Raw genomic sequence first — 13,260 nt, 5'->3', positions numbered from 1 at the left:
CTATTTCACCTTCTTTTCTAAAACTTTTGCAAGTTTCGTTAAAGCTGTGATCACGACTAAGTAAATAATCGCGATGATCAAGTAAACATAGGTACTTTGCGTGGTCCGAGCAACGATGATTTTCCCGGTTTGCAATAATTCTACGACTCCGATAACCGAGATGATCGTTGTATCTTTCAACGAGATAACGAATTGGTTAACGAAAGATGGAATCATGATTTTGATCGCTTGCGGTAAAATGATTTTCTGCATCGTCCGAGTGTAGGTCATCCCCAAACTTCGAGAAGCTTCCATCTGACCTTTTGGCACCGCATTGATCCCGCCACGAACGATCTCAGCGATATAAGCACTGGCATTTAAGGTCAATGTAATGACCCCGGCTGCAAAGTCCGGAATTGTGATACCAATCGCATCGGAAAGACCGAAGAAGATGAAGAAAGCCAATACCATCATCGGGATACCACGAATGATATCTACATAGATTCCTGCAAAAACCCGTAAAGCTTTGATTGGTGCGACACTAAATAGTCCAAAAATGATCCCGATCACTAATGCTAAAGCAAATGAAATCAAGGCTAGTAAAAGGGTATTCCATAATCCTTTTAATAAGACGTTATAGTTGTTGCTGATCAAACCAGTGATCGTTGATTCATCTACTCGTTTTTCTGTGGCAGAACCATCTTCAATGTATTTGTTGATGATTTGATCGTACTCCCCAGTACGTTTCATTTCTTTCAATGCTTCATTAAACATTTGGATCAATTCAGGATTTTGGCCTTTTTTCACCGCAAATCCGTACTGACCGCCAGATTCTTTTTCAATCGGTGTCATTAGTTTTTGTCCTTGGCTGATGGCATAACCAATCACTGGATAATCATCCATCATGGCATCAATTTGCCCACCGTTAACAGCCGCATATAATTGATCGGCGGCATCATAATATTTGATGGAATAGCCATATTTCTCTTCGTTGGCGATCAAGAAGTCTGCACTTTCAGTCCCAACTTTCGCACCGACGGTTTTCCCATCTAAATCTTCATAAGATTTGATGGAATCATTGCCTTCTTTTACAGCAATCTGAATACCACTTTCAAAGTAAGAATCAGAAAAGTCATAGGATTGACGACGCTCATCAGTGATTGTCATCCCAGCGATCATCCCATCTGCTTGGTTGCCATCCAACGCTTGCAAAGCTCCTGAAAAACCGATGAAATTGAATTCAATGTTGAATCCTTGCAATTCTGCAGCCCGATTCATTAAATCAACATCGATTCCCACATATTTGTTGTCTTCGTTTTGAAACTCGAATGGGGCAAAAGCGGAATCACTGGCAATGCGGTAAACATCTTTCTTTGGTTCGACTTTCACCATTTCGCTAGTGTCTGCATCTGAATCAGACGTTGTGATGTAAGTATTGACGATTTCATCGTATTTGCCGGAAGCTTTCATATTGGCTAAACCAGCATTGAATTTTTCAAGTAGCTCTTGATTTTGGCCTTTTCTGACAGCGAATCCGTAAGAAGCACCTTTTTCAGGTTCGCCGACAAGTTTCATCGGTTCGCCATTGTTAATAGCATAGCCAAGCACTGGATAATCATCAAAAGCGGCTGCCACAGTGCCATTGCGTACAGCGCCATATAGTCCAGTAGCGTCATCATATAATTTGATGTCGTAGCCATATTGGTCTTTATTGCTTTCTAGAAAGCGGGCACTTTCGGTACCAACCTTTGCACCGACCGTTTCGCCCTCAAGATCTTCATAGCTAGTAATGCTGTCATTATCTGCAGCTACAGCCATTTGGATCCCGCTATCAAAATAAGGGTCAGAGAAATCAAAGTTCTCTTTGCGTTCTTCTGTGATACTCATCCCAGCAATCATTCCGTCCAACTGATTGGATAAAACACCTTGGATGGAAGGATCAAAACCGAGTGGGCGTAAATCAACTGCAAAACCCTGATCTTCAGCGATCGCGTTTAATAAATCTATATCGATCCCAACATATTCATTATTTTCATTCTTGAACTCGAAAGGCGCAAATGTTAAATCTGTTCCTATCTTATACGTAGTTTCCTCCGCATTCGCTGACTTTACCGAAAAAGTAAAAAAGCTGATGATCAGCGCGATTATAGCGAAGGTCATGTGTTTTCTTTTCAAGAAAATTCCTCCTTTAGATATAACGTATCTATAAATTATATGGATTTTTTCTTCAACACACAAGTCTTTCTCTTTAAAAATATGACAAAATCCTGCAAACCTCACATCGGATGTTAGAAAATCGGACATGTTAAGTTATGCTAAATCGCATGAAACTTTCATAGCAAATGATGGCGAAAGTATGTTCGCTATGATATACTTATTTATGGAAAAGCGACAGCGAGTTTTTCTTTTTTTGTTGTCGTTTAGAATAATCGAGGGGGAATGAAGATGATCGAAAGAACAACTTCCCATGAATTTGACTTAGTATCAAAATATCAACCAGCAGGTGATCAGCCGGAAGCGATTCGTCAGTTGGTTGACGGGGTGGTCGGTGGAAAAAAAGCACAGATTTTGTTGGGAGCCACCGGTACTGGAAAGACTTATACGATTTCTAATCTAATCAAGGAAGTCAATAAACCGACATTGATCATTGCCCATAACAAAACATTGGCTGGACAATTATATGGCGAGTTCAAGGACTTCTTCCCAAATAATGCGGTCGAGTACTTTGTCAGTTACTATGATTACTATCAACCAGAAGCGTATGTTCCTTCCAGTGATACATACATTGAAAAAGACTCCAGTGTTAATGATGAAATCGACAAGCTACGTCATTCGGCAACCAGTTCTTTATTAGAAAGAAACGATGTGATCGTTGTAGCGTCCGTCTCCTGTATTTTCGGTTTAGGTTCGCCGATTGAGTATGCGAGACAAGTTGTTTCTTTACGAGTAGGGATGGAAAAGTCTCGAGACCAACTATTAAAAGAATTGATCGAGATCCAATTTGAGCGAAACGACATCGATTTTCAACGGGGACGTTTTCGCGTGCGTGGCGATGTTGTGGAGATTTTTCCAGCTTCTCGTGACGAGCGAGCATTACGCATTGAGTTTTTTGGGGATGAAATTGATCGGATCCGTGAAGTCGATGCCTTGACGGGTGAAATCATGAGTGACACCGAACATGTGTCGATCTTTCCAGCAACCCACTTTGTGACCAATGAAGACCATATGGAACATGCGATCGCCTCGATTCAAAGTGAGCTGGATGCCCGACTGGAAGTCTTGCGAGCGGAAAACAAGCTGCTAGAAGCACAGCGTTTAGAGCAGCGAACCAATTATGATATTGAAATGATGCGGGAAATGGGGTACACCTCAGGGATCGAAAACTACTCTCGCCACATGGATGGACGAAAAGAAGGGGAACCGCCCTATACGTTATTGGATTTCTTCCCAGATGATTTTCTATTAGTAATCGACGAATCACACGTAACGATGCCGCAAGTTCGTGGGATGTATAACGGTGACCGGGCGAGAAAACAAATGCTAGTGGACTACGGTTTCCGCTTGCCTTCTGCGCTGGATAACCGTCCGTTGCGTTTGGAAGAATTCGAGAAACATGTCAATCAAATCGTCTATGTTTCGGCCACGCCTGGTCCTTATGAGTACGATCAAACCGATACCGTCGTTCAACAAATCATTCGTCCAACTGGTCTGTTAGATCCGGTGATCGAAGTACGACCGATCATGGGTCAAATCGATGATCTCGTGGGAGAAATTAATGAGCGCGTTGAGCGAAACGAACGGGTCTTTGTTACGACCTTGACGAAAAAAATGTCAGAAGATTTGACGGATTACTTCAAAGAATTAGGAATCAAAGTCAAGTATTTACACAGTGATATCAAAACGTTGGAACGAACAGAAATCATTCGCGATCTACGTCTCGGTGAATTTGATGTACTAGTGGGGATCAACTTGCTACGGGAAGGTCTTGACGTACCGGAAGTTTCTCTGGTTGCGATTCTTGATGCCGATAAAGAAGGTTTCCTACGAAGCGAACGTTCATTAGTCCAAACTATTGGACGGGCAGCTCGTAACTCAGAAGGAAAAGTAATCATGTACGCCGATAAAATGACGGATTCGATGCAGCGAGCAATCGACGAAACAGCCAGACGCCGTGGTATTCAAGAAGCGTACAATAAAGAACATGGGATCGTACCGAAAACTATTATCAAAGAGATTCGCGATCTGATTGCGATCACGAAAGTGGCGGAAGAGACCGGTGAATACACTACGACATCTTATGAAGAACTAAGTCGTGAAGAAAAAGCAACCTTGTTGCTGAAATTAGAAAAAGAAATGAAAGATGCTGCAAAAGCATTGGATTTTGAAACGGCTGCTACCTTAAGAGATACTATTCTTGAGCTGAAGGCTGCTGATTAGAAGGAGAAACAATATGGCAAATGATAAAATTGTGATCCATGGGGCACGGGCCCATAATTTAAAAAACATCGATGTGACGATTCCCCGAGACCAGCTCGTGGTTGTAACTGGTCTTTCGGGTTCAGGGAAAAGCTCCTTAGCATTTGATACGCTGTATGCTGAAGGACAGCGCCGATATGTCGAAAGTCTATCGGCGTATGCCCGTCAGTTTTTAGGGCAAATGGATAAACCCGACGTAGATAGCATTGATGGACTTAGTCCAGCGATTTCTATCGATCAAAAAACCACCAGCAAGAACCCACGATCAACAGTAGGGACGGTTACTGAAATTAATGATTATCTGCGTCTTCTTTACGCACGAATCGGTCACCCGATTTGTCCCAATGATCATATCGAAATTACTAGTCAGTCGGTTGAGCAGATGGTGGATGAAGTTTTGGCGTTACCAGAACGCACCAAGATCCAATTGTTGGCACCGATCGTTTATCAAAAGAAAGGGCAGCACAAAAAAGTCTTTGAACGTATCCAACGGGAAGGCTATGTTCGGATGCGGGTGGATGGCGAAGTTTACGATGTCTCCGAAGCGCCTGAATTGGAAAAAAATAAAAAGCATGATATTGCTATCATCATTGACCGAATCGTTGTAAAGGAAGGCATCCGTTCTCGTCTGTTTGATTCCTTTGAAGCAGCATTACGTTTAGCGGATGGCTATGCGGTAGTCGATGTGATTGGTCAAGAAGAGATGCTTTTCAGTGAACATTATTCTTGTCCGTATTGTGGCTTTACAGTTGGTGAATTAGAACCACGGCTCTTTTCATTCAATGCGCCTTTTGGTGCTTGTCCAGACTGTGATGGTCTTGGTGTGAAGCTCGAAGTCGATGTAGACTTAGTGATTCCCGATCAAACTAAAACCTTACGTGAAGGTGCCATATTGCCATGGAACCCAATCAGTTCTCAATATTATCCACAAATGCTAGAACAGGCTTGCCAAGAATTCAATATCGATATGGACACACCCTTTGAAGAACTGCCAGAAGAACACAAAGACATTATTTTGAATGGTTCGAATGGAGAAATTTTCCATTTCCATTATGAGAATGATTTTGGTGGGGTACGTGATGTTGAGGTCGCTTTTGAAGGGATCTTACCAAATATCAAACGCCGTTATCATGAAACCAATTCTGATTTTACCCGGGATCAAATGCGTCTGTACATGACGGAATTGACTTGTAAAACTTGTCATGGCTATCGTTTGAACCCTCAAGCGCTGTGCGTGCAAGTCAACGGGAAGCACATTGGTGAAATGAGTGAGATGGCCATCAACAATGCCTTGAACTTTGTCGAAGAATTGAAACTAACGGAACAAGAGCAAATGATCGCACGTCCCATTGTGAAAGAAGTCGATGATCGTCTAAGCTTCTTAAAAAATGTCGGATTGGACTATTTGACCTTGAGCCGTGCGTCAGGCACGCTCTCTGGTGGGGAAGCGCAACGGATTCGTTTGGCAACACAAATCGGCTCCAATTTGTCTGGAGTGCTTTACATTCTTGATGAGCCATCGATTGGTCTTCACCAACGAGACAACGATCGCTTGCTCGATTCATTACGGAAAATGCGTGATCTTGGGAATACCCTGATCGTCGTTGAGCATGATGAAGACACGATGCGGGCAGCGGACTACTTGATTGATGTTGGTCCAGGTGCGGGACACGCAGGCGGTGAGATCGTGGCTGCCGGCACTCCAGATGAAGTTGCAGCCAATGCATCTTCTTTAACAGGCCAATACTTATCTGGGAAACGACAAATCCCAACACCGGCAGAACGCCGCAAAGGCAATGGTGAAAAGATTCGTGTGACCGGTGCTTCTGAGAATAATTTGAAAAACATTTCGGTCGATTTTCCATTAGGAAAGTTCGTCGCCGTTACTGGGGTCTCCGGCTCTGGTAAATCGACATTAGTCAACGAAATTTTGAAAAAAGCCTTGGCGCAAAAAATCAATCGGAATTCGAACAAGCCCGGTCGCTTTAAAACCATTACTGGTTATGAAGCTATTGAGAAATTGATCGATATCGATCAAAGCCCTATCGGCCGGACGCCTCGAAGCAATCCAGCAACGTATACCAGTGTCTTTGATGACATTCGCGATTTATTTGCTAAAACCAATGAGGCGAAAGTCCGTGGTTACAAAAAAGGCCGCTTTAGTTTTAATGTGAAAGGTGGACGCTGTGAAGCATGTAAAGGGGACGGAATTATCAAGATCGAGATGCACTTCTTACCTGATGTCTACGTACCTTGTGAGGTTTGTCATGGCAAACGTTATAACTCAGAAACCTTAGAAGTTCATTACAAAGCAAAAAATATTTCTGAGATCTTAGATATGACCGTGGAAGATGCAGTGGAATTTTTCCAACATATTCCAAAAATCCATCGGAAATTGCAAACGATCGTTGATGTCGGTTTAGGTTATGTCACTATGGGACAACCAGCCACTACTTTGTCTGGTGGGGAAGCGCAACGGATGAAACTTGCAAGTGAACTGCACAAAAATTCCAATGGTAAGAGTTTTTATATCTTAGATGAACCGACAACAGGTCTGCATACGGATGATATTGCCCGTTTGTTGAAAGTCTTGGAACGGTTTGTTGACGCAGGCAATACTGTTTTAGTGATCGAACACAACTTGGATGTCATCAAATCAGCGGATTATGTAATTGACTTAGGTCCAGAAGGTGGCGAAGGCGGTGGAACGATCATTGCAACTGGTACACCAGAAGAAATTGCTGCCGTTCCAGAAAGCTATACCGGTCATTATTTGAAAAAAGTCCTATGATCAAGAGGGAAAGCTTCCACTTTTTTACTTATCTGTCAATAGGTTTCGCTAAAGTTTAAGGAAGCCTGAAATATCTGTAAATTTCATGATAAAGGCTTGAAATCAAAAATTTATTTGATAGAATAGCAATAGGTATACGTATATTCGCATTGAATAAACTGCCTATAAGTTCTATCCGTTCAAAGTGGGAGAAAGCAATCAAAGATAGATACTTTGATTGCTTTTTTCTTTGTGGTATGATAATGCTATTGTAATTAAACGAAACGAGAGCGGTCGTTTTTCGTATTCAAAAGAGAGAGTGATTTTTGATGAGTCAGGAAAATTTTCTTCCCATATTATTAGGAAGCGATATGAATGTTTATGGTATGGCCAGAGCATTCCACGAAGCTTATGGCATTCAATCAGTTGCCTATGCTGGTGCGGAACTTGCGCCAACCCGCTTTAGTAAAATTGTAAAAATCAATCAAGTGGAAGGTTTTGACCATGATCCCGGATTCACTGAGACGCTGATTGAGTTAGGGAAAAACACTTACAACGATCCTACAATGAAGTATTTGTTGATTCCTTGCGGCGATGGCTATGCGGAACTGTTGGCAAAACACAAAGAAGAATTGCAACCTTATTATACCTTTATCGCCAATGATTATTCCTTATTAAAACGGTTGATCAATAAAGTAAGTTTTTACGAAGTTTGCGAGGAGTATGGTTTGCCTTATCCAAAGACGTTCATTTTAACGCCTGAACTGTTGACGGAAGGAACGTTTAAAGGAGAGCTGCCGTTTGATTTTCCTGTAGCCTTGAAACCTGCAAATAGTGTCGCGTGGCTTTCGGTTGATTTTGAAGGTCGCAAAAAAGCTTTCATCATTGATGATCGAGCAGAATTTGAAGAAATCGTTTCTCGCATTTATCAAGCGGGGTATCAATATGAAATGATCGTCCAAGATTTTATTCCTGGTGACGACAGCAACATGCGGGTTTTAAATGCTTATGTTGATGAGAATCATGAAGTTCGCGTGATGGGTTTAGGTCATCCGTTACTAGAAGACCCAACCCCAGGTGCTGTTGGGAACTATGTCGTGATTATTCCAGACGAAAATGAGCAAATTTATCAAATGATCCGCAAGTTTCTAAAAGAGATCGAATATGTTGGATTTGCCAATTTTGACTTGAAATATGATGCACGAGACGGGCAATACAAATTATTTGAAATCAACTTGCGTCAAGGAAGAAGCAGTTTCTTTATTACCTTAAGCGGATTGAATCTGGCGAAGTTTATCACAGAAGATTTAGTCTTCGATAAACCTTACACAGAAACGGTTTATGGCAAAGCTGACGCGCCAGAAGCGAAATTATGGTTAGGTGTACCAAAAAACATCTTCTTGACCTATGCAAAAGAAAATCCTGCGAAAGAACGGGCAAAAAAATTATTAGCAGAAGATCGTTGGGGAACGACTGTTTTTTACAAAGAAGACTTATCTTTAAAGCGTTGGATTCTATTAAAGAGAATGTTCCATCTGTACAACAAACGATTCAAAACGTATTTCCATACGAAAGAAGGCTAGAAGATGGAGAATTTTTTTAGTATTTTAGGCGGCATGGGAACGTTAGCGACGGAAAGTTTTGTTCGCATCTTAAACCGACGGACGCAGACCCATAAAGACCAAGACTATTTGAACTATGTTTTATTCAATCATGCGACAGTTCCAGATCGGACCGCGTATATTTTAGATAATACGTTAGAAAATCCGGTTCCTTATTTAATGGATGATATCGAAAAGCAAAATCTATTAAAACCCAATTTTATTGTACTGACTTGTAACACGGCTCATTATTTCTTTGATGAATTACAAGCAGCCACTGAGATTGAGATATTGCATATGCCTCGGGAGGCGGCGAAAGTCGTTTTTGAAAAAGGCGTCACTGGCAAAGTGGCCTTTCTTGGGACAGAAGGCAGTGTCAAAGCCGGCATCTATGAGAAAGAACTGCGCCAGTTGGGACTTGATGTCTATCTGCCAGAGCCAGCGATTCAAAAAAAGGTCAATACATTGATCTATGATCGAATCAAAGAGAATGATCATCTTGATCAAGGGCTTTACTTTGAGATATTGGAAGAAGTCACCGAACGCATCGGCTGTGAAAGCGTAGTGCTTGGATGTACCGAGTTGTCCTTGATGGATGAGTTTGTGACTGACAATCCTTATCCAGTCGTGGATGCTCAATCCATATTGGTTGATCGGACGATCGAAAAAGCATTGGCAGATCGCCAAGCAATCTAAAGCTGATAGCGACGTTAGCGGCATCTATTGAGCTAACGTCTTTTTTTTATGCCGGTGTTCCAATGATACGCCCGGCATGATATAATAGAGTTGTTTCAGAAAGGAGTTTTACCTATGACTGAAGTGGATCATTTAGAATTGGTTATTATTACTGGGATGAGCGGAGCCGGCAAAACGGTCGCTATCCAGAGTTTTGAAGATATGGGGTACTTTTGTATCGACAATATGCCCCCAAGCTTGATTCCTAAATTTTGGGAACTGATCAAAGAATCAGGTAAAGTGACAAAAATTGCCTTAGTTGTCGATTTGCGCTCTAGATCGTTTTTTGAAGAAATCCAGAGTATGCTGATCGATATTGAAAATACGAATTTTATCGACACCCGGATGCTCTTTTTAGATGCATCGGACAATGAACTGGTATCAAGATACAAAGAAACGAGAAGAGCTCATCCTTTAGCGATGGATGGCTTAATTACGGAAGGGATCCGCAAAGAGCGTGCGATCTTGGATGATTTGAAGACTCGTGCCAGTATCGTTATCGACACAACGACGTTAACTCCAAGGCAACTGAGAGAAAAAATCAATCAAGAGTTTCGGGCTTCCCATGAGACGGGCTTTCGTGTTGAGATCGTATCTTTTGGGTTTAAGTACGGTTTGCCGATCGATGCTGATATCGTTATGGATGTGCGTTTCTTACCAAATCCTCATTACATTCCTGAGTTGCGTCCTTTAACTGGTAAAGATGAGCCGGTTTATGACTACGTTATGTCTTTTCCGGAAACGGAAGAATTCTATCAGCAATTTACTACGCTGTTGCAAACCATCTTGCCAGGGTATGTCAAGGAAGGAAAAAGCAGCTTGACGGTTGCCATTGGTTGTACCGGTGGGCAACACCGTTCGGTTGCTTTATCGGAGCGAATCGGGGCAACTTTGTCTGAAGACTATCGTGTAAATATTACCCATCGTGACAAAGATAAGCGTAAAGAGACGGTGAATCGCTCATGAAAATGAAAACATACCGGATCAGAAAGCCGAAGATCGTTGTGGTGGGTGGCGGAACTGGGTTACCAGTCATTTTAAAAAGTTTACGAAACCAAGGCGTTGACATCACAGCGATCGTTACGGTCGCTGATGATGGTGGCAGCAGCGGCGAAATCCGCAATTTGGTTTCATCGATTTCACCTCCGGGGGATCTGCGCAATGTTTTGGCGGCTCTATCTGATATGCCGCAACTGTATAACGATATTTTTCAATATCGTTTTAAAGCAGAAGACAAATTTTTAGCCAATCATGCCCTTGGGAACTTGATTATTGCGGCGATTGCCGAAATGCGCAACAGCACCTACGAAGCCATTCAGATTTTATCGAAAATCATGCATATCGACGGACGGGTTTTTCCTTCCTCTGATCTGCCGTTAGTCTTACATGCAGTGTTTAAAGACGGCACTGAAGCTGTAGGCGAGTCCAAGATCGCGGTCGATCGCAAAACGATCGATCGGGTCTTTGTTCGTAATCAAGAAAATAATGATGAGCCGAAAGCAGCTCGTAAAGTTGTTTCTTCAATTATGGAGGCAGATATGATCGTCTTGGGTCCTGGTAGTCTCTTTACTAGTATTTTGCCCAATCTCATGATCAGCGAGATTGGCCAAGCAATGTTGGAAACCCAAGCGGAAACCGTTTATATTTGTAATATTATGACCCAAAAAGGTGAAACCGAACACTTTAGTGATGCCGACCATGTCCGGGTCCTGCATAAGCATTTAGGCAAACCCTTTATTGATACGGTGTTAGTTAATACCGAGAAAGTTCCAGAAGGGTATATGGACCCAGAGATTTATGATGAATATCTTGTACAAGTGAAACACGATTTCCAAGGACTGCGAGAAGAAGCCAGCCGTGTCATTTCAGCTGACTTTCTGGAGCTTAGAGATGGCGGAGTTTTTCATGATGGAGATAAAGTGATTGAAGAACTTCTACGTATCGTTTACGGGGCCAAAATCTAAGAAAGGAGGGATTTTTTTATGTCCTTTGCAGCAGAAGTTAAAAAAGAATTGACTGCATTAGAAGTTCATCGCGAACATGCCAAGGCAGAATTGGCAGCTTTGATTCGGATGAATGGGTCATTAAGTATCAACAACCAGCAATTTGTTTTAAACGTTCAAACAGAAAACGCGGCGATTGCCAGACGCATCTATTCTTTACTAAAAGATCATTACGACGTGCGCAGCGAATTGCTGGTCCGTCGCAAAATGAAATTAAAAAAGAACAACGTCTACATCGTTCGTTTGAAACAAGAGACAAAGCGCGTGCTTTTGGACTTAGATATCATGGACGGGCTGATGTTTCAAAGCCATGTTTCTGATGAGATCATGGGCAATACTCAAAAAATGCGTTCCTATTTACGAGGAGCTTTTATGGCATCTGGATCGATCAATAATCCAGAAACCAGCCGCTATCACTTAGAGATCTATTCCATCTACGAGGAGCATAACCAAGATATTTGCGATATGCTAAACGCATATGGCTTGAATGCCCGTGCATTAGAGCGTAGAAACGGGTATATCTCTTACTTGAAAGGCGCTGAGAAAATCGCTGATTTTTTGACCCTGATCGGTGCCACCAATTCCATGTTGAAATTTGAGGACGTGCGGATCGTGCGGGATATGCGTAACTCAGTCAACCGCTTGGTGAATTGTGAAACCGCCAATATGAACAAAACGATCGACGCTGCTTCGAAGCAGATCGACAATATTGAATTTATTCAAGATCGAGTTGGCTTGCAAGCTTTACCTGAAAAGCTGCAAGAAATCGCCGAATTACGTCTGGAACATCCCGAGGTCAGCTTGAAAGAACTAGGAGAAATGATTCCATCAGGAGCGATCTCGAAATCAGGGATCAATCATCGTATTCGCAAAATCAATGAATTTGCGGATCATTTGCGTGAACAAGTCAGTTAATCTAAGTAGTGAATGAAATCAAAAAAGCAGGAGCTTGCATTTGACATGGATTTTAGTGTCAAATCAGCTCCTGTTTTTTTGTTAGAGGTTATTCATTGATCAATGCAGTTAATTCTTCAGCAGAGATCGATTCATCAAAAATGTGCCCACCTAAGATAATCGTTGGCACAAATTGAATGTTGGCGTTTTTCGCTTCTTCCACAATTTCTCCGGCGATCGCAGGATGGTTTTGTTCAGCTAGCCCTAAGGTATTTTTCGCATATTCTGCCACTTCAGGTAAAGACAAATGACCCCATTCGTCTTGTGTTTGATAAATTTTTGTGATCTCAGCGATCGTTGCTTGTGGGTCTGTACTAGAAACAAAGCGGTGCATCACATTGCCTCGTTGCAAGGATTCTTTTTCTTTGTCAAATAATTTGATGACACGGCGTAGTTTCCCAGCTGCGACAGCTTCACTTAAGATCGGTAACGATTCCTCAAACCATTGCCGACAATAAGGACAGCGCAAATTCATAAATTCTACGATTGGTTTTGCAGACGGGTCTCCGATATGTATCCCTGTTACCGCATTTGTTTCTTGTGCTTTGATAATTGAAATATCCATTTAAATTCCTCCTTTTTCTCTTAGTTTACCGAAGTTTCTATTGAAAGAAAAGCCACAGGTCTTTTCATCAAACTCTGTGAAATGAGAGCAAAAAAGAGCGAGAATCTATGTATTTCGTTTCACGAAATTAACAGAATTATACTGGGAATGCTTTTATATTCCCTAATTTTCAGCTAT

The 13,260-nt window shown here is 41.9% G+C and carries 9 protein-coding genes; 7 read left to right on the top strand and 2 right to left on the bottom strand.

The genetic code is table 11. The features are described 5' to 3' along the window. Window positions 1-2,154, bottom strand: a complete 2,154-nt coding sequence (locus tag IGI84_RS08690) for an amino acid ABC transporter substrate-binding protein/permease (RefSeq protein ID WP_430600201.1) — start codon at window positions 2,152-2,154, stop codon at window positions 1-3. Window positions 2,155-2,424: 270 nt separating this feature from the next. On the opposite strand from IGI84_RS08690, the gene uvrB reads away from it, so the two are divergent. The 7 genes from uvrB to whiA all read left to right on the top strand — a co-directional run bounded on the left by uvrB (window position 2,425) and on the right by whiA (window position 12,479). Continuing rightward, window positions 2,425-4,416, top strand: coding sequence for an excinuclease ABC subunit UvrB (uvrB, locus tag IGI84_RS08685; protein ID WP_086292292.1), 1,992 nt, complete (start codon window positions 2,425-2,427; stop codon window positions 4,414-4,416). A 13-nt stretch (window positions 4,417-4,429) separates the two neighbouring features. Then, window positions 4,430-7,246 carry an excinuclease ABC subunit UvrA gene (gene uvrA, locus IGI84_RS08680; protein ID WP_430600199.1) on the top strand — a complete coding sequence of 939 codons (2,817 nt, stop codon included), beginning with the start codon at window positions 4,430-4,432 and terminating at the stop codon, window positions 7,244-7,246. A 308-nt stretch (window positions 7,247-7,554) separates the two neighbouring features. Next, window positions 7,555-8,808 carry a carboxylate--amine ligase gene (locus IGI84_RS08675; RefSeq protein WP_077454415.1) on the top strand — a complete coding sequence of 418 codons (1,254 nt, stop codon included), beginning with the start codon at window positions 7,555-7,557 and terminating at the stop codon, window positions 8,806-8,808. Between the two features lie 3 nt (window positions 8,809-8,811). Continuing rightward, a complete protein-coding gene (locus IGI84_RS08670) occupies window positions 8,812-9,522 on the top strand; it encodes an amino acid racemase (RefSeq protein WP_077454414.1) in 711 nt (236 codons plus the stop codon). A 114-nt stretch (window positions 9,523-9,636) separates the two neighbouring features. Further along, on the top strand, window positions 9,637-10,527 hold the full coding sequence (rapZ, locus tag IGI84_RS08665) for an RNase adapter RapZ (protein WP_077454413.1): 891 nt from the start codon (window positions 9,637-9,639) through the stop codon (window positions 10,525-10,527). Next, window positions 10,524-11,525, top strand: coding sequence for a gluconeogenesis factor YvcK family protein (locus tag IGI84_RS08660; RefSeq protein WP_077454412.1), 1,002 nt, complete (start codon window positions 10,524-10,526; stop codon window positions 11,523-11,525). Before rapZ ends, IGI84_RS08660 begins: the two co-directional genes overlap by 4 nt. An 18-nt stretch (window positions 11,526-11,543) precedes the next feature. Beyond that, on the top strand, window positions 11,544-12,479 hold the full coding sequence (gene whiA / locus IGI84_RS08655; protein WP_005235679.1) for a DNA-binding protein WhiA: 936 nt from the start codon (window positions 11,544-11,546) through the stop codon (window positions 12,477-12,479). A gap of 88 nt (window positions 12,480-12,567) precedes the next feature. On the opposite strand, the gene IGI84_RS08650 is transcribed toward whiA, so the two are convergent. Continuing rightward, on the bottom strand, window positions 12,568-13,083 hold the full coding sequence (locus tag IGI84_RS08650) for a DsbA family protein (protein WP_077454411.1): 516 nt from the start codon (window positions 13,081-13,083) through the stop codon (window positions 12,568-12,570). Window positions 13,084-13,260: the final 177 nt, after the last annotated feature.

Origin of the sequence: Enterococcus sp. DIV0008 (genome assembly GCF_050542615.1) — a bacterium.
GTDB classification, from domain to species: Bacteria; Bacillota; Bacilli; order Lactobacillales; family Enterococcaceae; genus Enterococcus_D; species Enterococcus_D innesii.
The sequence above is the reverse complement of the archived record's forward strand: the minus strand, read 5'-3'. Positions and strand labels throughout refer to the sequence as shown.